Annotated in this window: 18 protein-coding genes and 1 pseudogene; 16 read left to right on the forward strand and 3 right to left on the reverse strand. The window is 26.5% G+C overall.

All coding sequences use genetic code 11. The features are described 5' to 3' along the window. The first annotated feature begins 454 nt into the window (after window positions 1–454). Together RYM86_RS15800 and RYM86_RS15805 are read left to right on the forward strand one after the other, a co-directional pair. Window positions 455–1321, forward strand: a complete 867-nt coding sequence (locus RYM86_RS15800) for an MBL fold metallo-hydrolase (RefSeq protein ID WP_315081684.1) — start codon at window positions 455–457, stop codon at window positions 1319–1321. 14 nt (window positions 1322–1335) lie between these two features. Beyond that, window positions 1336–1896, forward strand: coding sequence for an NUDIX hydrolase (locus tag RYM86_RS15805; RefSeq protein ID WP_315081685.1), 561 nt, complete (start codon window positions 1336–1338; stop codon window positions 1894–1896). A gap of 54 nt (window positions 1897–1950) precedes the next feature. On the opposite strand, the gene RYM86_RS15810 is transcribed toward RYM86_RS15805, so the two are convergent. Beyond that, window positions 1951–2403 (reverse strand): NUDIX domain-containing protein, encoded by a 453-nt coding sequence (locus RYM86_RS15810; RefSeq protein WP_315081686.1) that lies wholly within the window; start codon window positions 2401–2403, stop codon window positions 1951–1953. A gap of 277 nt (window positions 2404–2680) precedes the next feature. Between RYM86_RS15810 and RYM86_RS15815 the strand changes: the two genes are divergently transcribed. Continuing rightward, entirely contained in the window at window positions 2681–3295 is a 615-nt protein-coding gene (locus tag RYM86_RS15815; RefSeq protein WP_315081687.1) for a superoxide dismutase, read from the forward strand. Between the two features lie 42 nt (window positions 3296–3337). Here RYM86_RS15815 and RYM86_RS15820 read toward each other — a convergent pair whose 3' ends face one another. Both RYM86_RS15820 and RYM86_RS15825 read right to left on the reverse strand, forming a co-directional pair. Next, window positions 3338–4447, reverse strand: a complete 1110-nt coding sequence (locus RYM86_RS15820) for an amidase domain-containing protein (RefSeq protein ID WP_315081688.1) — start codon at window positions 4445–4447, stop codon at window positions 3338–3340. Window positions 4448–4476: 29 nt separating this feature from the next. After that, on the reverse strand, window positions 4477–5382 hold the full coding sequence (locus RYM86_RS15825; protein ID WP_315081690.1) for a M15 family metallopeptidase: 906 nt from the start codon (window positions 5380–5382) through the stop codon (window positions 4477–4479). A gap of 260 nt (window positions 5383–5642) precedes the next feature. Here RYM86_RS15825 and RYM86_RS18540 point away from each other — a divergent pair. The 13 genes and pseudogenes from RYM86_RS18540 to mutL all read left to right on the forward strand — a co-directional run. Continuing rightward, window positions 5643–5810 (forward strand): annotated as a pseudogene (locus RYM86_RS18540) (GNAT family N-acetyltransferase); the annotation flags it as partial. Between the two features lie 167 nt (window positions 5811–5977). After that, on the forward strand, window positions 5978–6388 hold the full coding sequence (locus RYM86_RS15830) for a hypothetical protein (protein WP_315081691.1): 411 nt from the start codon (window positions 5978–5980) through the stop codon (window positions 6386–6388). Window positions 6389–6633: 245 nt separating this feature from the next. Next, complete coding sequence (locus RYM86_RS15835) at window positions 6634–8565, forward strand: ABC-F family ATP-binding cassette domain-containing protein (protein WP_315081692.1); 1932 nt, start codon at window positions 6634–6636, stop codon at window positions 8563–8565. A gap of 13 nt (window positions 8566–8578) precedes the next feature. Continuing rightward, window positions 8579–8767, forward strand: a complete 189-nt coding sequence (locus tag RYM86_RS15840; RefSeq protein ID WP_315081694.1) for a hypothetical protein — start codon at window positions 8579–8581, stop codon at window positions 8765–8767. 22 nt (window positions 8768–8789) lie between these two features. Further along, window positions 8790–12050 (forward strand): DEAD/DEAH box helicase, encoded by a 3261-nt coding sequence (locus RYM86_RS15845; RefSeq protein ID WP_315081695.1) that lies wholly within the window; start codon window positions 8790–8792, stop codon window positions 12048–12050. Window positions 12051–12487: 437 nt separating this feature from the next. Further along, entirely contained in the window at window positions 12488–13216 is a 729-nt protein-coding gene (locus RYM86_RS15850; RefSeq protein WP_315081696.1) for a glycerophosphodiester phosphodiesterase, read from the forward strand. Between the two features lie 162 nt (window positions 13217–13378). Next, window positions 13379–14077, forward strand: a complete 699-nt coding sequence (locus tag RYM86_RS15855) for an MgtC/SapB family protein (RefSeq protein ID WP_315081697.1) — start codon at window positions 13379–13381, stop codon at window positions 14075–14077. A gap of 258 nt (window positions 14078–14335) precedes the next feature. Continuing rightward, entirely contained in the window at window positions 14336–17179 is a 2844-nt protein-coding gene (mutS, locus tag RYM86_RS15860) for a DNA mismatch repair protein MutS (protein WP_315081698.1), read from the forward strand. Window positions 17180–17203: 24 nt separating this feature from the next. After that, window positions 17204–17371: a hypothetical protein gene (locus RYM86_RS15865; protein ID WP_315081699.1), complete on the forward strand. Its 168-nt coding sequence runs from the start codon at window positions 17204–17206 to the stop codon at window positions 17369–17371. A gap of 183 nt (window positions 17372–17554) precedes the next feature. Beyond that, window positions 17555–18961 carry a PTS system trehalose-specific EIIBC component gene (gene treP / locus RYM86_RS15870; protein WP_315081700.1) on the forward strand — a complete coding sequence of 469 codons (1407 nt, stop codon included), beginning with the start codon at window positions 17555–17557 and terminating at the stop codon, window positions 18959–18961. Window positions 18962–18996: 35 nt separating this feature from the next. Further along, window positions 18997–20655 (forward strand): alpha,alpha-phosphotrehalase, encoded by a 1659-nt coding sequence (treC, locus tag RYM86_RS15875; RefSeq protein WP_315081701.1) that lies wholly within the window; start codon window positions 18997–18999, stop codon window positions 20653–20655. A 36-nt stretch (window positions 20656–20691) separates the two neighbouring features. Beyond that, a complete protein-coding gene (treR, locus tag RYM86_RS15880; protein WP_315081702.1) occupies window positions 20692–21405 on the forward strand; it encodes a trehalose operon repressor in 714 nt (237 codons plus the stop codon). A gap of 235 nt (window positions 21406–21640) precedes the next feature. After that, complete coding sequence (gene mutL, locus RYM86_RS15885) at window positions 21641–23671, forward strand: DNA mismatch repair endonuclease MutL (protein ID WP_315081704.1); 2031 nt, start codon at window positions 21641–21643, stop codon at window positions 23669–23671.

Consider the following 23671-nt stretch of genomic DNA (forward strand, 5'->3'; position numbering starts at 1 on the left):
CCATTACGGACTTTCACCGATTAGTACGTGCCCATGCTGGGCACACAATAAAAGATGTTTCAATTTAAATTGAAACATCTTTTTTTATATACAAAAAGGTATAAAATTCTTACATATTAAATAAATCTAAGTTTAAAAAATATTATTTAGTATTATTTTCCCATGCAATTATTACAAAGTCTTTTCATGTTTCATCTTTCACTAATTTTTCAGCTTTCTTTATAGTCTCAAATTCTTTTTGATTTATATCTGCAACTTTATAATTCATAGATATCATCCTCCTAGTTATTCTTGTATAATTAGTTTTATAAATAAACAAGTAGTATATACTAGTAATTTTTGCTTTGATAAAAAATATAGTTTTGACACATTATTACCACATAAATTTGTTATAATAAAAATTAATTATTTAGTGTATAAATACGCTAGGGATTTAAGAGAGTGAGAATATAAAATGAAAAATACTATTTTAAAAAATCTAGTAATATTAGCATCCATATTTATAAGTACATTATGGCTTATAGGATGCAATAGTTTAAGTTCAGTAAATGAAGTTAATCAAAAAGAACTAGAAGATGTTCCATTTGAAATAAGGGTATTAAATACAGGAAAGTCAGATTGTATTTTAATTAAAATTAATGATAAATCCATCATGATTGATACTGGATTAAATAAAAATGGTGAGCAGATTTGTGAGTTATTAAAGGAAAAACAAATAGATACACTAGAGTATCTTATAATAACTCATTTAGACAAAGATCATATAGGCGGTGCTGATACTGTTTTAAATGCTGCAAAAGTTAATAACTTAATACAACCTGATTATGTTAAAGAAAGTAAACAATATGACCAATATGTAAATGCAATAAATAAAAATAACATAGATCCAGCAATGCCTCATGAGGATATTCACGTACAAATAGGGGATGCTAAAATAAAAATATCTCCTGCTTTAAAATATCAATACGAAAAGTCAAATGATTATTCTATTATAGTTGGTATTGAGTATGGCAAATATAATTTTTTATTTGCAGGTGATTCTGAAGAAGAACGTCTAATAGAATTTTTAAACAATGACAATAAAAGTTATACATTCTTAAAATTACCTCATCATGGCAGATATAATAGTGTAAGTGAGAAATTCTTAAAATCGATTTCTCCAAGGTATAGTGTAATTACATGTTCAGAAGAAGAAATGCCAGACAACGAAATTATATCTGTATTATCATTAGTAAAGTCAAAAACATTTCTTACGAAAGATGGAGATGTTACAATAAAAACAGATGGAGAATCTATCAGTATAGACCAAAATAATATATAAAAGGGGAGATTTTAATGAATTGGATTAAAGAAATAGAGAATTATAAACCATATAATGAACAGGAAATTGCAGATAAAAAATTTATATTAGACTGCATAAATCAATATGACAATTTGCTTACTAGGGAAAATCCATTAGTTCATATGACTAGCTCTGGATACATAGTAAATAAAAATAGAGATAAGGTATTAATGATACATCATAACATATATAATACATGGGCATGGACTGGTGGCCATACTGATGGTGATAGTGACTTTCTGCATGTTGCAATAAAAGAAGCCCAAGAGGAAACTGGGGTTAAACATTTCAACGTTGTTACTAATGAAATGTTATCATTAGATGTATTACCGGTTAAAGGACATTTTAAAAAAGGAAACTATATCTCTGCACATTTACATTTGTCAGTAGCTTATGTTTTAGAGTGTAATGAAAATGAAGAACTTATAATAAAAGAAGATGAAAATAGTGGAGTTAAATGGATTCCTATAAATGAGATTGATTTATATTCAAATGAACCTGACATGATTGAACTTTATAATAAATTTAATGAAAAAATAAAAAAACTTTATTAAAGAAAAGTGTACTATATATTAAAAATATGATGTATAGTACACTTTATATTATTCTTATTTTTCACATAATTTCTTTTTAAAAGTAGCGCCTTCTTTTATGGCCCAAGCCTGATGTGATAAAAACATTTTATCATATGCATCATCAATAGTAAGCCAAACTAACTCATGATCTTTTTCCGTTGGATTTCCAACTTTTTTTAAAGAATCTGCTAAATAAAAATTGCCAATACTATGAATATAGCCATTAAATCTACGTCTCCAATGATAAGAAGAACCTATACATACAAATTCTTTTATGTTTATTGTACAACCTAATTCTTCCATACATTCTCTATTCAAACATTCTTCATGACTTTCTCCTTTTTCTACACCACCACCAGGTAAGAAATATCCACCAGGCAACTTTATAACGGCTATTTTATTATCTTTAAAAATTAATGCATAACACCCAATTCTTTGTGTATATTCTTTATCTTTAAGTTTTTCTCCAAATATCATTTGCTTCATATTTATAAACCTCGTCTTCATTAACCTCTTTGTATTTAATTTATCCAAATATTAAAAATATAAACTAATATATGATTTATATTTTTAATTAATTTATTATTAAATAATTATATGAATTATATACTTGAAAGTAAATAATAATATTAAATTTATCTACTTTTTCTAAATTTAAATAATAAAAATAAATAAAGTTAAAATTATTTCTTAACTAAAAGTAAAAATTAGAATACTAATATTATATGATTAAAATATTTTTACTATAAGGAGAAAATATAAAATGTTTGATAAAATAGAACTACAATATGGGTATAATGCTTTAGAACCGTATATAGATTGTGAAACAGTAAATATACATTATAATAAGCATCTTCAAACGTATGTAAATAACTTAAATAAGTTATTAGAAGGATATGAAGAACTTATAGATGGAAAAACATTAGAGCAAATATTAGCTAATGTAGAAGATTTTCCAAAAGAAATTAGACAAGATTTAATAAATCAAGGTGGAGGAGTTGCAAATCATAATTTGTATTTTTATATATTATCTCCAAATCCTAAAGAAAAACCTGAAGGAATTTTACTATATGAAATTAATAATAAATTTGGAGATATAGAGAATTTAAAAATTCAATTAACTAATCTTGCTATTAGCCAGTTTGGATCGGGCTATGGATTTTTAGTAAAAGATAGTAGAGGAAATTTATCAATTGTAAAAACCTTAAATCAAAATAGTCCGATTAGTAATGGCTTGACTCCAATCTTATGCATAGATGTTTGGGAACATGCTTATTATTTAAAATATAAAAATTTAAGAGCAGAGTATGTTAAAAATATTTGGAACGTAATTGATTGGAGCAAAGTTCAAGGATTATACGAAAATTACGTTATATAAAAAAATAGGCTATGTTTTATAACATAGCCTATTTTTTTATATTTAATAATGAACTCTAATTAACCAAAATTTCATTTTTTTATCACTCCAACCTAAATCCCAAGGTACATTATTCCTATCAGTATTGTGACAAGTAACTAAACTATAACCTTTAGAGTCGGCACCAGTTACAACAGAGATATGAGTTATATCACCTTTTTTTTCATAAGCTATAAAGTCTCCAGGTAATAACTTATAAGAGGCTTTGTAAACTCTTTCATAATTACCAGTGGCTATTACAGATGCTCTACCACTATTTAACATATAATGAGTAAATTTATCAGCATTTACCCAAGGACCTGTAGCACTTCCTTTATCATAATTCCAAACTGAATTTTTCTTAAACTTACCGCCTTCATGAAGCATTTGAGAAGCAAAATTTGCACAATCTCCACCTTCACAATTAAAGTTTTTATATTTCTTATTATATTTAAATTTATATTCATCAAGAGAAGATACACCACAATATTTTTCAGCATATTCTAAAGCATGTTTTCTTCGTTCATCTAATGATGAAAAATCTCTTGAAGCCTGATTTTTAATATGTTTTTTAATATCATCTACTTTAATGTTTTCTAAACTTAAGGAATCAGCAAAGGGATCGCTGTACCATTCTTTTGTTATTATCCATTCATCATCACATTTAGTGAGTTTCATTGAATGCGAAGTTCCAATTCTAGAACTATTAATTATATTAGGTTGATCTAAATATTCATACTTATATTCAGTATCACACAAAACATAAAAAGAAGCTGTTTTATCATTAACTGTGCATCTAGTAATTTTTATTTTTGGTATTATATCTAAAAATTTAACTCCTTGTTTTTCTGCCCAGTTATTTATATATTTAACTTTTTTCTCTTCATATTCATAGGCCCATTGACCAATCTTTGTATTGTTACAATATAGACTTCTTAAACAATCTAAATCTTTAGTTAGTACAGCTTTACTTTTTATTAAGAAAATATTTTCTACATGTTTCTTTAATTCCTCTTCAGTATCACTACTAGCAGAAACATTTTTAAATGAAAATATATTAAATAATGTTGAAATTATAGTAAATAAGATAATTCCTTTTTTTAGAGATAATTTAGCAAATTTAAATATGTACATGTATTACTACCTCTTTCTAAATAGTATTTTTAGGTTAATGCTTTTTCAATAATATCAATATAATTTTTTGCAGTTTCATCTTCTAAAGGAACTCCATTAAACCAATTTTCATCATTGTTCCAATCAGTAAAATACTTAGCTTTTAAAATAATTTCAGGTCTATATTCAAAATGCAATATATCGAAATGACCCCATTTTCCACCCCAAACAAAGTTATTGTTTTCAAATGTCTCTACTAACTCTTTAGGATATTCAGAAAGTCTTTTTTGTGCGTCTTTTTCATTACTCCATTTCCAATAATCCCTTTTATCACTTTTTAAGTCAATTGCTATTCCATAAGAATGAGGACTTAATCTCCCAGTACCAGAAATTACTCTGTAATTATAAGTTCCACTAGCAGGATAAAGTATACTAGCAATATCACTTCTAGCTTTACATAAAGGAACAAGTGTTTTTAAAGTATTATCTAAAGAGGTATTAGCATTGTTTTTTTTATTGAATTGATAGTTAGGGTAACCATATTTTAAGTTAACCATATTTTTCTCTATAGCATTTCTTGAATTGCCATAGACAGCATTTAATAAATCATAATTTCGAGCTCTTCCAGGATCAAAACTTTTATCCATTATAATATCTTTTTTATCAAGAGGATAAAATTGTTCTAGCATATCTTGAAGGTCTGGATTTACTAATTTTTCTTCATGATTTTTTTGAATCTTATCATCATATAAGATTTTTTTCCCAGATTTCATAACAATATAAACTTTATCATTGCTTTTTTCAATATCTACAATATCATCAGGATATGATAACATTAAAACCAATAAATCTTGTTTCATTTGTACTTCATAATCCCTAATTTCTTCAGCCTTTGATATTATAGGTATATTAAAAAGCATAATAAAGCATATAAAAAAAATGCTCAATCTTCTCATATTTTTCACCACCATTTAAAACTAATATGAATGTAGTTTATCCAAAGAAGAGTTTGTTTATGTGTTAAAGAAATTCTACTTAGCTTAATATTTAAAGTAAAAAATATAATATTTGATATAAAAATATCATAAGTATATGATTAATATGTATGTATATTAGTATATGATAGTAGCAAGATTTTAGGATTCATGAATTGTACAATTGAAAATAAGATTAGTATGTTTGATATTGGATTGCGTAAAAAAATAGAGACCAAGGTTATGGAAAAAAATTATTAGAAACTGCTATAGATTTTTTAAATAGAAAATCAGTAGATAGTATAGAATTATATGTTGTAGAAAAAAATGAATTGGCTTATGAAATGTATAAAAAACGTAGATTTAAAGAAAAGTCAATTTTGAGCTATTGGATAAATATAAAAAGGTGATTAATAAAGCATAATACAGGTTAATTAAAATAAAATTATTAATTAATTTGAAGGAATGAAAAATAGTGTTATAATGAAGTATCATAGTTATAAAACAAAGCTATGTTTTAAATGAAAATTTATATTTTAAAACACAGCAAATAAAAAAAGAAAAGTGAGAAGATTAAATGAAATTTGAGAAACTAGAAAAAACAATAAATAAACTAGATGCTGATATTGAGGCATTAAGAAGAGTTAAACATTATCTGTCAAACATAGATGAAATTAATGAAATTTCTGACCTTTTAAATAAGGAAAGGCAAGTATATTCAGATGAGTTATATTTAGAAGATCCAATAGCTTATAACAAATGTTGTGAAAAAATAAGAGACTTATTAAATCAAAAACTTGAAAAAAATGGACAAATAGAATTGCTAGAGTTTATAAAAGAAGCTCATGGAAGAAAATCACCTAATGTTAGCAAAAAGAGTCATGGTCTTAATGCTTGGCTTAAATTTCTTGATATTGAATGTGAATGGAATGAAAATGTAGAAACAGATTGGTCTACATTAATTATAACTGGTTTTGGAGCACATTAAAATATAATGATTAATATAAAACGCTTAGCACTATATAGGTGTTAAGCGTTTTTTGATTTAATAAATCTTTTAGGAAGAAATTTTAAAAATGTGTTACAATTGTAGGTGGATTATTATTTTTATTCTTTAGATAATTATAAAACGTGAATTTATATATATATTAATTTATAATTTAAAGATAGAGTACGCAAAGAATAAAAAATAGATTATATTAGCTAATAATACATGAAGGAGTTTTAATTTTAATGAATATAATTACTTTAGAAAATATACATAAAAGTTATAGTGAAAAAACATTATTAAACAATATATCATTAGGAATTAATGATGGTGATAAAATTGGACTTATAGGCATTAATGGTGCTGGAAAATCAACATTTTTAAAAGTTGTAGGTGGAAGAGATGAATTCTTTGATGGCTCTATAACAAAAGGAAAAAATGTTAGAACAGAATATCTTTCTCAAAATCCAGATTTTAAGAGTGGAGCCACAGTTTTAGAACAAATATTTAGGGGCGACACTAAAGAAATGAAACTTCTTATGGAATATGAAGATATATTAGAAAAGATAAATACTTGCAATGGCGAGAACTTTGATGCATTAAATGATAAAATTATAAAACTTCAAGGAGAAATTGATTCTCTTAATTTATGGGATTTAGAAAGTGAAGCTAAAAGCATTTTAAATAAACTTGGAATATATAATTATAATGAAGTAATGGATAATTTATCTGGTGGACAAAAAAAAAGAGTTGCCCTTGCATCAGCACTTATAACTCCGTGTGAATTACTTATATTAGATGAGCCTACAAATCATCTTGATGCTGAATCAATAGAATGGCTTGAAGAATTTTTAAACACAAGAAAAGGTGCACTTTTAATGATCACTCATGATAGATATTTTCTTGATAGAGTTACTAATAGAATAATTGAATTGGATAGAGGAAACCTTTATACATACCCTGGGAATTATACTGCATTTCTAGAAAAGAAAGTTGAAAGACTTGAAACAGAACAAGTTAAAGAAGAGAAAAAAGATGCATTAATTAGAAATGAATTAAAATGGGTAAGAAGAGGTGCTAAAGCTAGAACAACCAAGCAAAAAGCAAGATTACAAAGATTTGATGAATTAGTAAATACAAAATCTATTGAAATAAAAGACAATGTTGATATATCTTTTGTAGGAAGTAGATTAGGTAAAAAAATAGTTGAGTTATATAATATAAATAAATCTTTTGATAAGAAACAAATTATAAAAGATTTTAATTATATATTCTTAAGAGATGACAGAATTGGAATAGTTGGAGAAAATGGAGCCGGAAAAACAACTTTAGTTAACTTAATTAGAGGTCTAATACCATTAGACAGTGGAATAATTGAAATAGGTGACACTGTAAAGGTAGGGTGTTTTGCACAAGACAATACTCACATTGATCATAATTTAAGAGTTATAGATTATGTAAAAGAAGGTGGAGAGTACATTCCAACTGAAGATGGAACTAAAATAACAGCCTCTTCTATGTGTGAAAGATTTTTATTTGATAGTACAATGCAATATACACCAATTGAAAAATTATCCGGTGGAGAAAGAAGAAGACTACATCTTTTAAGAGTATTAATGGAATCTCCTAATTTCTTGATATTAGATGAGCCTACAAATGATTTGGATATTGAAACTTTAAAAATTCTAGAATCATTTTTAGATGAATTTATGGGTATTGTAATTGTTGTATCACATGATAGATACTTTTTAGATAGAATCTGTAATAAAATATTCTCTTATGAAGGCGATGGCGTAATTAAAGAATATAATGGTAATTATAGTGATTTCTTAATAGCAAAAGAAATTGAAAAAAGTGATAAATCTTTGGAAAGTGAAAAGTCTACTAATAAAGTGAAAAAAGAAAGGGTTAAAAATAAAGAAGATAAACCTAAGTTTACTTTTAAAGAGCAAAAAGAATTTAAAAATATAGATGAAGATATATCTACTTTAGAAAGTAAAATAGAACATATTGATAAAGATTTAGAGAAAAATGCTACTAATTATGGAAAGCTTAATGAATTGATGAAGGAAAAAGAATCTCTTGAGCAAGAATTAGAGCAGAAGTATGGAAGATGGGAATATTTAAATGAAATTGCAGCTTCTATAGAAGAATATAATTTAAAGAAAAAACAATAATGGAGGATTTATAGTGGAACTACAAGTTTACTTAAAAGGAAAGAAAGAACCTCTAATATTTAAAGGTGATAGAATAGATGTTTTAGATATGGAGCTTCAAGGAAAAAAGTATAAGCAAGTAAGATATTTTAGAAAAGGATTTTCTAAATCTGAGTATATAGAATCTTCTTTAATAACAAGAATTAGAGAAATAAATAAGTAATTTATAAATATGGTGATAATTTATGATAAAACAAGTGTTAATGGAAGGATTCAATAATAGTATAAGCGGACGAAATAGAGTTAAAGCTGAGGTAATACTTAAAAATGATTTAGTAAAAGATATAAAAGTTAATGTAGATAATCATATGATAGATATTATCTCTTCTGTAATATCAGAAAGTCTTTTTAATGAATATTCCTGTAAAATAGAGATTGATAGTAAAACAAAAGAAGTGATAGGGACATATTGTAGTTGTACAGACTTTGAGAAAAAAGAATTTTCGAAGGATAATTACTGTTGTAAGCATTTAATTGCATCATTCTATTATTTTTTAAATACCTTAGACAATGATGATGAATTAAAAGAAAAATTATTATTTTTAGAGAATACTGAAGAAAATAGTTCTAATGTTTTTTCTAAAGTACCAAAATCTCAAGATTTATTAAGTTCTTTACTAGAAAATAATAAAGAAAAAGTTAAATTTGAAGTAACTTTAAACAGAAATACATGGTCTTCAAAACTTCAAGCTGAATTTAAAATAGGTCTTCAAAATTGCAATAATAAAATTTATGTATTAAAAGATATAAATCAGTTTTTAACATGTATGTATAATAATATACCTATTAAATATGGAAAAGATTTTATTTTTAATATAAGAAAACAAAATTTATCATTTAATGATAGAAGACTTGTTAAGTTTATTTATAGATTAAGTGAAAAAGAAAATTTAAAAAGCTCATTTAGAAGAAGCCAAGATAAGATTATAAATGGGAAAACTTTAACTATTCCAGATATCTTAGTAAAAAGTTTCTTAGATATAATAAAAAACCATAGGGTATATTTAGGTGATGGATTTTTCTGTAGAATAATTGATTCAGAAATACTTTATGAGGATATACCAATTCCTTTTTCTTTGTGTGAACGTGGAAATAATATAATATTAGAGGTACCAAACGGTATGCCAGAATCACTTACACAAGATGAAGATGTATTTCTTTATGGAACTTCAATATATATTCCATCTACAGAACAAAGTGAGAGATTAATTCCTTATCTTAAAGTATTTAATAGTACACAAAGCATAGAATTTAAACAAGATGATGAAAAAAGAGTATTAACAGAGCTTATACCATCAATACAAAATGTAAGCAGTGGATTAAGTTTATCTAATAAAATTAAAAATAAGGTAGTAATAGCACCTGTTGTTTTCAAATTCTACTTTGATAAAGATATGGAAAATGTATATTTAACATTAAAGGTTTCGTATGGTGGATATGAGTTTAATTATTTTGAAGAGTTTAAAGATAAAGTTATATATAGGGATTCTGAAAAAGAAAAAGAAGTGCATAAACTAATAAGAAGATTCGGATTTGAAGAAGTAAATAACAAGTTTCTATTTTTAAAAGATGATGATTATATATTTAAATTTTTTAGATATGATATAGAAAGACTTCAAGATTATGGTGAAGTTTTTTATTCAGAGAATTTCAAAGGAATAAGAAATATATCAAAATCTGATTTTAAAGGCGATGTTAGAAAAGGAAAATTTGATTATTTTGAATTTGAATTTATATTATCAGATCTATCTAAAGAAGAAACCACTAATATATTAAGAAGCTTTAGAAGTAATTTAAAGTACTATAAATTAGAGAATGGGGAATTTTTAGATTTAGAAGATAAAGACTTAAAAGAAATATTAACTCTTTTAGATAACTTACTTTTAGAAGAAAACCTAAATAATAATACCATTACTTTATATAAAAATAAAGGTATTTACTTAGAGCAATATTTAGATGATAAAGATTTTAGATTTATAAAAGGTAGAGAAGAAATTAGTGATATAAGAGACAAACTTAAAAATATTAAAAATAAATTTTTTCAACCTCCATATGGTATTCAAGCAGAACTTAGAGAATATCAAAGGGAAGGGTATAACTGGTTTAAAACATTAGACTATTTGGGGTTTGGTGGAATATTAGGTGATGAAATGGGCCTTGGAAAAACACTTCAAACTATAGTGTTTTTATTATCAAAAGAAAATTCACATTCGCTTATAGTCGCGCCAACATCTCTTATATATAATTGGTTTAATGAATTAAAAAAATTTGCTCCATCTATGAAAGTATGTATAGTAAATTCTAATAAAGAGGAACGTGAAGAGCTTATTAATTCATATAATAACTATGATGTTATTATAACAACATATAATCTTTTAAGAAGAGATTTAGATTTATATAATATGGTATTTGATTACTGTATTTTAGATGAAGCTCAAAATATAAAAAATCCTTCATCTTTAAATGCAAAAGCTGTTAAAAGTATTAAATCAAAATCAAGGTTTGCACTTACTGGTACACCTATAGAGAATTCATTAATGGAGCTTTGGTCTATTTTTGATTTTATAATGCCTGGTTATCTTTTTGATGAAAAAAGATTTACAAGTAGATATTACAGAAGGCTTGAAGAAGAAAAAGAGATATTAGAAGAATTAAATAGACTTGTAAAGCCCTTTATACTGAGAAGATATAAGAAAAATGTTATTAAGGAATTGCCAGATAAAATTGAAAAAAGATTAGTTATTCCTTTAAGTGATGAACAAAAATTAGTATATAAAACTTATTCTGAATATGTTAAAGATTTAATACAAAAGAAAGTTGAAGATGATGAATTTAAGAATAGTAAAATAGAGATTTTATCATATATAACAAAGCTAAGACAGATTTGTTTAGATCCATCAGTGATCATGGAAAATTATTTAGGTACAAGTGGGAAAATAGATGCGCTTTTAGAGATATTAGATCATAGCATAAGCTCAGGACATAAAATATTAGTGTTTTCTCAGTTTACATCAGTGCTTAAAAATATAGGTAATTTACTTAAAGAAAACAACATACTATTTTCTTATTTAGATGGTTCAGTATCATCTATTAATAGAATGAAGATGGTTGATGAGTTTAATAATGGAGAAAACAATGTATTCTTGGTATCTTTAAAAGCTGGAGGAACTGGTCTTAATTTAACTAGTGCAGACATAGTAATACATTTCGATCCATGGTGGAATCCAGCAGTAGAAGATCAAGCAACTGACAGAGCACATAGAATAGGTCAGGAAAATACTGTTGAAGTAATTAAACTTATAGCACAAGGCACCATAGAAGAGAAGATAGTAGAACTTCAAGATAGTAAACGAAAGCTTATAGATACAATATTAGGTGATGATTTAAACATAGGTTCATTTATAAATACTTTAAATGAAGAACAAATTATTAACTTATTCAATTAATAGCTATAAAGTTATGTTTTAAATGTAAGTTCAGCTACCTAGTCCAGTTTTATTTATGCATATATAAACTTTTTGCAAAACATATCTTTAAACTTAAATAGAATAATGGAATACCTTTTACAACTCCATCATATAGAAGGAGTTTGCATGGTTGAAGAAATGATATAGGTATCAGTAAAAAGCAAGAGGAAAAATAATCTAAATATTTTATTTGAATTAAAATTTAGTAGTAAGAAACAATATAGTAAAGAGTAGCATATTCTATTAATTTAGTTATTGCTACTCTTTAATAATATTATTTATTTTGTTACTATAATAATATAGAATCTATTTTGAAATTTCATTAGATAAAAATAAATAATTAGTATAAAAAAGCTAGAATAGATTTATGCTTAGTTATTATTGGGGAAGTAGATTGACTTAGGAGGAAACTATAAATGAAAAAAACATTAAATATTGCTCATAGAGGTTTTAGTGGAGTATATCCAGAAAATACAATGCTAGCTTTTGAAAAAGCTATAGAAGTTGGCTGTGATGGAATTGAAACTGATGTTCAATTAACTAAGGATGGATATGCAGTAATATGCCATGATGAAGAACTTGATAGAACTACAACAGGTACAGGATTAATTAAAGATTATACATTAGAAGAATTAATGAATTTTGATGCTGGAATAAAATTTGATGAAGAATTTAAAGGATTAAAAATTCCAACATTAGAAGAATTCTTAAAGTATGTTAGTGATAAGAATATTATTATAAATATAGAAATTAAAAACAGCATAATTGATTATGAAAATATAGAAAAAATAACTTATAATTTAATCAAAAAATATAAGCTAGAAGATAGGGTTATAGTATCTACATTCAATCATTACTCTGTAAGAAGATGTATAAGACTAGATAGAAACATAAAAACAGGAGTATTATACTATGATTGTATATTTGAACCTCATAATTATGTACAAATGATTGGTGGAAATGCTCTTCATCCAGAATATCATAGCGTAAATAAAGAAATTGTTGAAAAAGCACAGGATAATAATTTAGAGATAAATGTTTATACAGTTAATGATAAAAATGATATGAAAAATATGATTGCATTAGGAGTAGATGCTATCATAACTAATTATCCAAATAAATTAAAAGAATTTTTTAATTTATGATTTAAAAGAAGAAAAAAATCAAATACTATGAATTGAATTAAAAGTTTATACATAATAGACAAGGTGTAAAATCTTAGCATTATAATGTTATAATTATAGTAAATTTATAAAGGTAGGTGATTGTAACGTCAACTAATGCAAAATTAGATTGATTAACAGCTTATGAATGATTTTATTATATACTTAAGAGAAATTAATACAGTATCAATAATTGTAAGGCTTGCTTTAGCAACTATTTGTGCAGGAATTATTGGTGCAGAAAGAGGAAGGAAAAATAGACCCGCAGGATTTAGAACACATATTTTAGTATGTATTGGTGCTACACTTATTATGATAACAAGTCAATATATGAAAGATGTTCTTCATAGTACTGGAGATATAACTAGACTTGGTGCACAAGTAATAAGTGGGATAGGTTTTTTAGGTGCAGGAACAATAATAGTAGTTGGGAAAAATCAAGTTACAGGTCTTACAACAGCAGCAGGTCTTTGGGCGTGTGCATGTATGGGGTTAGCTATTGGAATAGGTTTTTATGAAGGTGCTATTATAGCGTGTATATTTATGCTTGCTGTAGTTACAGGACTTCATAAATTAGATTTATATTCAAGAACTCATTCCAGAGTAATGGATGTTTATACAGAACTTAGGGATCTAAAAGGAGTTGCTAATTTTATGAAAACTGTACAAGCTGATGGAACTAAAATATCTAATATTGAAGTAAAAAAAGCTACTACTAATAAAGATGATCGTATAATAGCTTTAACAATGACATTAAAGCTATCTCAAAAATGTAATCATTCAGACTATACTCTTCAGCTTCATAATATTGAAGATGTCTGCTGTGTAGAAGAGATAATATAACAAAAGAAGTAACAAATTATGAATCTAATGAATAAAATTTAGTATAAAGTCAAAATATATAATAGGTCTTAAAACCGCCTGTAATTTATATGAATAATTAACCACTATAACTGCTTATTATTAAATAAGCAGTTATTTTTATTTAGTTAATTTTGATTACTGGTTCCCCCTGTGATAAAATAAGACTTGATTTTAAGTTTTAAAATTAGGTAGTTACATTGCTATGTTATTATACCTAATTAAAAGGAGGAAATTATTATGGCTTTAACGCCAATGATGGTAGAGTACATGAAAACAAAAGAAGAATATAATGATTGTATTCTATTTTATAGATTAGGTGATTTTTATGAGATGTTCTTTGATGATGCACTAATTGTGTCTAGAGAGCTTGAACTTGTTTTAACAGGGAAAAATTGTGGACTTGAAGAAAGAGCACCAATGTGTGGGATTCCACATCATGCAGCAGCTGCATACATTCCAAGACTTGTTACTAAAGGGTATAAAGTTGCTATATGTGAACAACTTGAAGATCCCAAGCAAAGCAAAGGAATAGTAAAAAGAGGAGTTGTAAAGGTAATAACTCCAGGAACATTTATAGATAATACTTCTAATTTAGAAAATGATAATACATATTTAATGGTAGTATCTGAACATGAAGATAAATTTGGAATAGCAATGTCTGATATAAGTACTGGTGAATTTAAAACAACTTCTTTTAATAATATTAAGATGAGTTTATTAGATGAAATTTCAAAGGTTTCTCCAAAAGAAATACTAGTTGATATAAATATAAATGAAGAATTATTAACTGAAATAAACAATATACTTCCTGTTCTTATAACTAAAAAAGATTTTAATGAGTTTTTAGTTTCAAAGGAAGAGCTTATAGCACAGTTTTCAGATTTAGAAGTAGGTGGATTAACGATAGAAAGAGAAATCCCAAGTAAAGTACTTCTTAAATATATAAACGAAACTCAAAAGATGAGCTTAACTAATATTAATTTATTAGAACAATATGAAATTATAAATTATATGACTATAGATGGAAATTCAAGGAGGAACTTAGAACTTACAGAAAGTATAAGAGAAAAGACTAAAAAAGGATCTCTTCTTTGGGTTCTTGATAAAAGTGCAACTTCTATGGGTGGAAGAACTTTAAGAAAATGGATTGATGAACCTCTTATAGTTCAAGATGAAATAGAAAAAAGATTAAGTGGGGTTGAAGAAGTATTTAATTCAATAGGTTTTAATGAAGACTTAAGAAGTGCTTTAAAAGAAATTTATGATATTGAAAGAATTGTAGGAAAGATATCAAATAAAAATGTTAATGCTAAGGATTTGTTGTCTCTTAAATCTTCTTTAGATAAACTTCCATGCATTAAGGGACTTTTAAAAGATACTAGTTCTGATTTGCTAAAAGGATATTATGAAAATTTAGATGAATTAATTGATGTAAGAGATTTATTAAATGATTCTATTAAAGAAGATCCAGGTTTAAGTTTAAAAGAAGGAAATATAATAAAAGATGGATACAATAGCTTAGTAGATGAATTACGTCAAAGTAAACTTCACGGAAAAGAATGGATTGCTGCTCTTGAAAATAGAGAGCGTGAATTTACAGGCATTAAGTCTTTAAAGGTTGGCTATAACAAGGTATTTGGATACTATATAGAAATAAGTAAATCAAATTATAACTCTATCCCAGAAGGTAGATATATAAGAAAGCAAACATTAGCTAATGCTGAAAGATTTATAACTGAAGAACTTAAAGTTATGGAAGATAAAATTTTAGGTTCTGAAGAAAAACTTATTAACTTAGAATATTCTATATTTGTTGAAATAAGAGATAAAATTGAAAAAGAAATAAGCAGATTAAAAAAGAGTGCTAGGATAATATCAGATTTAGATGGTATTTCAACTTTAGCTTTAGTTGCTTTGGAAAATGATTATATTAAGCCAGAAATAAATACAAATGGATTAATCGAAATAACTGATGGAAGACACCCTGTGGTTGAAAAGGTAATTGGTAAGGGCGACTTCGTATCAAATAATACTGCATTAAATCAAACTGATAAGGAATTATTATTGATTACTGGACCTAATATGGCTGGTAAATCTACGTATATGAGACAGGTGGCACTTATAACATTAATGGCTCAAATAGGTTCATTTGTACCTGCAACTAGTGCAAACATATCTATTTGTGATAAAATCTTTACAAGAATTGGAGCGTCAGATGATTTAGCAGGTGGAAAGTCTACATTTATGGTTGAAATGTGGGAAGTTTCTAATATTTTAAAAAATGCAACAAATAATAGTTTAGTTTTACTTGATGAAGTGGGAAGAGGAACTTCAACTTATGATGGACTTTCAATTGCTTGGTCTGTTATTGAATATATAACTAAAAATAAGGATTTAAGATGCAAAACTTTATTTGCAACTCATTATCATGAATTAGTTAAACTTGAAGGAATTTTACCTGGAGTTAAAAATTACTCTGTAGCAGTTAAGAAGTTAAAAGATAGTGTAGTCTTTTTAAGAAAAATAGTAGAAGGCGGTGCAGATGAATCTTACGGCATAGAGGTTGCAAAGCTTGCAGGACTTCCTGAGAATGTTATTAACCGTGCTAGAGAAATTCTTAAAGATTTAGAAGGTAAAAATACTTTTGATATAAATAAAGTATCATCATATTCAATGGATTCAGATGAAGAAAAAGAAATTGCTATTGATTCTACTAAAAATGAAGAGAATAAGGTTATTTCTAGTGCAGAAAGTAATCCAGCTCAAGATGCAGCTGTAAATGAAACTAGTTGTAACTGCACTGAAGAGAAAATTTTAAGAGTTCAAACTCAAAATGCAGAGTATAAAGAAATTATAGAAGCTTTAAAATCTGAAATAAAAGAGTTAAAAGAATCAAATAATAAGAAACACAACAAAAAGCATAAAGATGTTGCTAATGACAATATGCAAATTAACTTTGAATTTATAGAAAAAGAAAGCTTCATAAAAGAGCTTAGTGAGGTAGATATATTAGGGCTTAACCCTATGGAAGCTATGAATACTTTATATAAATTAGTTACAGATGCAAAAAAACTTCAATAAAAATGATAAATAGGAGATAAATTTATGAATTGTGGTTGTAGTATTCCTTTAGAATGTCCAAAATGCAATGAAAATCTAGTTAGAAAACGTAAAATAGATGGAGCATATATAATAATAGAGAGGGTTTGTCCAAATTCTCAATGCAATTATGTAATTAGAGAAGCTAAGATTTTTAACGATGATGTAAATTAAAATTTTTATAACTTAAATATATTAAAATTAGAGCACCCTAAAGCATTCTGAATACTAAGTTTGTTTTAGGGTACTCTTTTAATAATAAGAAACTTTCAATGTAAACATTGACAAGACATATACGTATAGGTTATTATTTAAACATAACATATGCGTATATGTCTTAAGAGGGAGGGAAAAATAATGTCTAAATATAGTAAGGAAGCTAAAGAATTATTAGAATACATAGGTGGAAGAGAAAATGTAAGTGCTGTATCACACTGTGCTACAAGAATGAGATTTGTTTTAAATGATACATCTATTGCGGATGGAGAAAAAATTAAAAAAATAAAATTTGTTAAAGGTACTTTTACTCAAGCTGGACAGTTTCAAGTCATTATTGGAAACGATGTAGCGGAATTTTACAATGAGTTTACTGCATTAGCTGGAATTGACGGTGTGAGCAAAGACAACTTAAAAAGTTCAGCCAAATCAAATATGAATATTGTTCAAAGAATGATGGCTAATATAGCAGAAATATTTTCACCTTTAATACCTGCAATTATAGTAGGAGGACTTATATTAGGTTTTAGAAATATCATAGGTGATATTAAGATGTTTGAAAATGGTACAAAAACTCTTATTGAAATATCACAATTCTGGGCAGGGACACATAGCTTTTTATGGTTAATAGGTGAAGCGATATTCCACTTCTTACCTGTTGGAATCACATGGGCTGTAACTAAAAAGATGGGAACAACTCAAATACTTGGTATAGTACTAGGTATTACATTAGTGTCACCACAACTTTTAAATGCTTATGCTGTTGCAGGGGCTGATTCAATTCCATTTTGGGATTTTGGCTTTACAAAAATCAATATGATAGGTTATCAATCACAAGTTATACCTGCTATTTTAGCTGGTTTTGTACTAGTATATCTTGAAAAAGGGATTAGAAAAATAGTTCCTTCTTCAATTTCAATGATATTTGTACCATTTTTTGCATTAGTACCTACTGTTTTAATAGCACATACTGTTCTTGGCCCTATAGGTTGGGTAATTGGTTCTTGGGTTTCAGCAGTAGTTTATGGTGGATTAACATCAGCATTTGGAAGTATATTTGCTGCAATCTTTGGATTCCTTTATGCACCACTTGTTATAACTGGATTACATCATATGACTAATGCAATAGACTTACAATTAATGGCTGAATTTAATGGTACAGCTTTATGGCCAATGATAGCTTTATCAAATATAGCTCAAGGGTCAGCTGTTTTAGCTATAATTTATCTTCAAAGAAAGAATGAAGAAGAAAAACAAATAGCAATTCCAGCATGTATATCAGCTTACCTTGGAGTAACTGAACCAGCATTATTTGGTATAAATATGAAATATAGATTCCCATTTGTGTGTGGAATGGCAGGATCAGCTATAGCTGCTATAATATCTGTTTCAACAGGTGTAATGGCAAACTCTGTAGGGATTGGTGGATTGCCTGGTATATTATCAATTAAGCCACAACACATGCTTATGTTTGCAATAGCAATGGTTGCTGCTATAGTAGTACCATTTATGCTAACTTTAATAATTGGAAAGAAAAAATTAGTATAAATAAATAATAATTTTAAATTGGAGGACTTAGCAGTATGAAAGACTTTAAAAAAAGTACTGTTTATCAAATATATCCTAAATCATTTAATGATTCAAATGGAGATGGAATAGGCGATTTAAATGGAGTAATAAACAAACTAGATTATTTAGAGGAATTAGGGATTGATTATATTTGGCTTACTCCTTTTTATGTATCACCACAAAATGATAATGGTTATGATGTAGCTGATTATTATAATATAGATCCTTTGTTTGGAACTAATGAAGATTTTGATAAACTTGTTAAAGAAGCTGAAAAAAGAAATATTAATATAATGCTTGATATGGTATTTAATCATACTTCAACCGAGCATCAATGGTTTAAAAATGCCCTAAATGGAGATGAAAAATTCAAAGACTTTTATATATTTAAAAAAGGTAATAATGGTAATCCACCAACTAATTGGCAATCAAAATTTGGAGGAAATGCTTGGGAATATATAGACAACTTTGATGAATACTATTTGCATCTATTTGATAAGACACAAGGAGATTTAGACTGGACCAATTCAGATGTTAAAAACGAAATATATAAAATAGTAAACCATTGGATAAACAAAGGTGTTAAAGGATTTAGATTTGATGTTATAAATCTAATTTCAAAACCAGAAAAATTTGAAGATGATGCTATTGGTGATGGAAGAAGATTTTATACAGATGGACCTAATATACATAAGTATTTAAAGGAATTAAATGAAAATACTTTCGGTAAGTATGACGATATAATAACAGTTGGAGAAATGTCCTCTACAACTATAGATAACTGTATTAAGTATTCAAATCCAAATGAAAAAGAGCTATCTATGGTATTTAATTTCCATCATTTAAAAGTAGATTATGACAATGGTGATAAATGGACACTTATGAACTTTGATTTTAAATTACTAAAATCTATCTTTAAAGAATGGCAAGAAGGTATGGAACAAGGAAATGGTTGGAATGCAGTATTTTGGTGTAACCACGATCAGCCAAGAATAATTTCTAGATTTGGAAACACTGATAAGTATCATAAAGAAAGTGGAAAGATGCTTGGGACTTGTATTCATATGATGAGAGGAACACCGTATATTTATCAAGGTGAAGAATTTGGAATGACAAATCCTAATTTTAATTCAATAGATGAATATAGAGATATTGAATCTAAGAATTATTATGATATTTTAAAAGAAAATCATATTGAAGAGGAAGAAATATATAAGATATTAGCCTCAAAATCAAGAGATAATTCAAGAACACCTATGCAATGGAATGATGAAAAAAATAGTGGTTTTTCTAATAATGAGCCTTGGATACCAGTAGGTAAATCTTATAAAGAAATAAATGCTAAAAATGCATTAAAAGATAGTGATTCTATATTCTATCATTATAAAAGACTTATAGATATTAGAAAAAAATATGATGTTGTTTCAAATGGATCTTTTAATATGATACTTGAAGAACATGAAAAAGTTTTAGCATATACTAGAAAATATAATAATGAGAAATTAATAGTTTTAAATAACTTTTATGATGAAGAGACTGAGGTATTATTACCACATGATCTTTTATATGAAAATGGTAGAATATTAATTTCAAATTATAAAGATAGTATGGATTTAAATGATAAAATTTTACTTAGACCATATGAATCTATTGTTTATATTGTTGAGAATTAAGTATATATTATGTTAAAATGTTTATGGTGATAAATGATGGCTAGCAAATATTTTAATATATATAGTGAAATTTCGAATAAAATAGAAAACGGAATATTTAAAGCAAATGATGAAATTTCTTCAGAAAGTGATCTTATGAAAGAATATGAAGTTTCTAGAGATACTGCAAGGAAGGCATTAACTTTACTTGAGGAGAATGGATATATACAAAAGATTAAGGGTAGACGTTCTTTCGTTTTAGACATAAATAAATTTGATTTTCCTGTGTCAGGTGTAGTTAGCTTTAAAGAAATTGCAGATAAACTAGGACCAAATTCTAAAACTAAAGTTGAAGTTTTAGAATGTATTCATCCAAATGAAAGTATGAGCAGAAAACTAGAATTAAGCTCTAAGGATAAGGTTTGGAAAATAATAAGATCTAGAAGTATTGCAGATGAAAGAATAATCTTAGATAAGGATTATTTAGTAAAAAAATATGTTGAAAATATTACTGAAGAAATATGTGAAGAGTCTATTTATAAGTACATTGAGGATGAACTTGGATTAAAAATAGCTTATGCTAAAAAAGAAATAACTGTTCAATTTGCAACAGAAGAAGATAAAAAATATTTAGATATGAAAAATTTTAATATGATTGTTGTTGTAAAAAGTTATACTTATTTAGATGATACAAGTCTATTTCAATATACTGAATCTAGACATAGACCAGATAAGTTTAAATTTGTAGATTTTGCAAGAAGACGTAAATAAGTAATTTAAATGATTTATTAAGTAATTAAAAACTCTTAGGTGTTATTTTCAGAAATATAACCTAGGAGTTTTTAATTTGTATTTATAAATATAATTTAGATTTGTTATTAGCAATTAAATTGGATATAATACATTTGAAGAAACTTATAAATAGAAATTAAATATCTAAATATACATGCAATATGTTATATTAGATTTACTTATAAAGTAGAAACTTATAGAGGGGGTGCACAATATGAAAAGAATTAATATATTAAATGAAGATACAGCTAATAAAATTGCAGCAGGTGAAGTAGTAGAAAGACCAGCATCAGTAGTAAAGGAATTAGTTGAAAATGCTATAGATGCAAATTCTAAAAATATATTAATAGAAATAGAAGAGGGCGGAAGTTCTTTAATAAGAATTATTGATGATGGAGATGGAATTTATAAAGAAGATATAGAAAAAGCTTTTTTGCCTCATGCTACAAGTAAGATAAAAGAGTCTGGAGATATATATAGTATTAACACATTAGGCTTTAGGGGGGAAGCTCTTCCATCTATTGCGTCCGTAGCTAAAGTTAATCTAAAAACAAAACAAGAAAATGAAGAGTGTGGATATGAAATTACAATAGAAGGTGGAAAATTTTCAGAAGTTACAGAATGTGGAGTTAATAAAGGAACTATAATGGAAGTAAGGGATTTATTTTTCAATGTTCCAGCAAGAAAAAAGTTTCTTAAAACAACATCTAAAGAATCCTCTTTAATCAATGATATTATAACTAGAATAGCTTTATCTAATCCTACTATTAGTTTTAAATTATTTAATAATGGGAAAAAGATTGTTCATACATATGGTAATGGCAACATGAAAGATGTTATAAGAACTATCTATGGTAAAAGCATAGTTGAAAATGTATTATATTTTGAAGATACATCTGATATCGCTACTATTTATGGTTATGTAGGAAAAGAGGAAATTGCTAGAGGTTCTAGGAACAATCAAAGTATTTTTGTAAATAGCAGATATATAAAGAATAGAAGTTTAGGAATTGCAGTAGAGCAAGCATTTAAATCATTTTCTACTGTAAGTAAGTTTCCTTTCTTTATATTATTTATAGAAATATACCCTGAATATATAGATGTGAATATTCACCCAACTAAATCAGAAGTAAAATTCAATGATGAACGTTTTATTTTTAAAAAGATATTTGGTGCTGTTCATACATCTTTAAAGGAAGAAGTTTTTAGTACATTTTCAATACCAGAAGAAGAAAATGAAACTATTAGTAAGAATGCTAACTTAAATATTGAAGAAATAACGTTTAAAATTGAAGAAGAACAAGAAAAAGTTAAGCTTAATACTAATCATTTGTCACAAAAGAACATATGTTCTACACCCGAGGATAATAGCATAAATAAGAATATTTATGATGAAAAATACAAAATAGACACTGATATTCACAATAATATTCCTTTAAATGTTAATATTCCAGTTGATTTAAAAAGTGATCACATTAAATTAGAATATGATAATAATAGTAGTTCTAATAAAGAAATAATTTGTGACAATAATGAAGTTAAGTATGAAAGCGCTTATACATCTGACTCTAATCAGTATGAAAATAGTTGTAAAAGTGATGTAGATAAGGAAAGTAAATCAAAAACAACAGGAACATCAGAATTAGTAAAAGAAAAAATTCCAAAGTTCCCTGCTATAAAAATTATTGGTCAATATAATAAAACTTATATATTAGGAGAATATGCAGGAACTCTTTATATGATAGATCAACACGCAGCTCATGAAAAAATAATGTTTGAAAAATATTTAAATGATATCAATTGCGGAGATATAATAATACAGCCACTTATGATACCAACAGTAATTGATTTAAGCATGGATGATTACTCGTATTTTGAAGAAAACAAAGATGTATTTAAAGAAGCTGGTTTTACTATTGAAGAATTCGGTGGCACATCCATAGCATTAAAAGAAGTTCCATACTTTTTAGGTAAACTAAAACCTAAAAATCTATTTTTAGAGATATTAGACAATCTTAAAAACTTAGGATCAGGTAAAACTACTGAAGTTAAATATAATGCTATAGCAACTAAAGCATGCAAATCAGCAGTAAAAGGAAATGATTCTTTAGATGAATTAGAAATGGTTAAGTTAATAGAAGAGTTACGGTATATAGATGATCCATTCCATTGTCCTCATGGAAGACCCACCATTATTCAATTTACTAGTACAGATATAGATAAAAAATTTAGGAGGATTGTTTAA

Source organism: uncultured Clostridium sp. (assembly GCF_963527835.1).
Classification (GTDB): domain Bacteria; phylum Bacillota; class Clostridia; order Clostridiales; family Clostridiaceae; genus Clostridium.

What these genes read in the sequence shown, in the direction of transcription:
- RYM86_RS15845 (WP_315081695.1), top strand. Translation starts at nt 8,790, where the DNA reads ATGATAAAACAAGTGTTAATGGAAGGATTCAATAATAGTATAAGCGGA.
- mutL (WP_315081704.1), top strand. Translation starts at nt 21,641, where the DNA reads ATGAAAAGAATTAATATATTAAATGAAGATACAGCTAATAAAATTGCA.
- RYM86_RS15820 (WP_315081688.1), bottom strand. Translation starts at nt 4,447, where the DNA reads ATGTACATATTTAAATTTGCTAAATTATCTCTAAAAAAAGGAATTATC.
- RYM86_RS15805 (WP_315081685.1), top strand. Translation starts at nt 1,336, where the DNA reads ATGAATTGGATTAAAGAAATAGAGAATTATAAACCATATAATGAACAG.
- RYM86_RS15850 (WP_315081696.1), top strand. Translation starts at nt 12,488, where the DNA reads ATGAAAAAAACATTAAATATTGCTCATAGAGGTTTTAGTGGAGTATAT.
- RYM86_RS15830 (WP_315081691.1), top strand. Translation starts at nt 5,978, where the DNA reads ATGAAATTTGAGAAACTAGAAAAAACAATAAATAAACTAGATGCTGAT.
- treC (WP_315081701.1), top strand. Translation starts at nt 18,997, where the DNA reads ATGAAAGACTTTAAAAAAAGTACTGTTTATCAAATATATCCTAAATCA.
- mutS (WP_315081698.1), top strand. Translation starts at nt 14,336, where the DNA reads ATGGCTTTAACGCCAATGATGGTAGAGTACATGAAAACAAAAGAAGAA.
- RYM86_RS15825 (WP_315081690.1), bottom strand. Translation starts at nt 5,382, where the DNA reads ATGAGAAGATTGAGCATTTTTTTTATATGCTTTATTATGCTTTTTAAT.
- RYM86_RS15855 (WP_315081697.1), top strand. Translation starts at nt 13,379, where the DNA reads ATGAATGATTTTATTATATACTTAAGAGAAATTAATACAGTATCAATA.
- treP (WP_315081700.1), top strand. Translation starts at nt 17,555, where the DNA reads ATGTCTAAATATAGTAAGGAAGCTAAAGAATTATTAGAATACATAGGT.
- RYM86_RS15810 (WP_315081686.1), bottom strand. Translation starts at nt 2,403, where the DNA reads ATGAAGCAAATGATATTTGGAGAAAAACTTAAAGATAAAGAATATACA.
- RYM86_RS15865 (WP_315081699.1), top strand. Translation starts at nt 17,204, where the DNA reads ATGAATTGTGGTTGTAGTATTCCTTTAGAATGTCCAAAATGCAATGAA.
- RYM86_RS15800 (WP_315081684.1), top strand. Translation starts at nt 455, where the DNA reads ATGAAAAATACTATTTTAAAAAATCTAGTAATATTAGCATCCATATTT.
- RYM86_RS15835 (WP_315081692.1), top strand. Translation starts at nt 6,634, where the DNA reads ATGAATATAATTACTTTAGAAAATATACATAAAAGTTATAGTGAAAAA.
- treR (WP_315081702.1), top strand. Translation starts at nt 20,692, where the DNA reads ATGGCTAGCAAATATTTTAATATATATAGTGAAATTTCGAATAAAATA.
- RYM86_RS15815 (WP_315081687.1), top strand. Translation starts at nt 2,681, where the DNA reads ATGTTTGATAAAATAGAACTACAATATGGGTATAATGCTTTAGAACCG.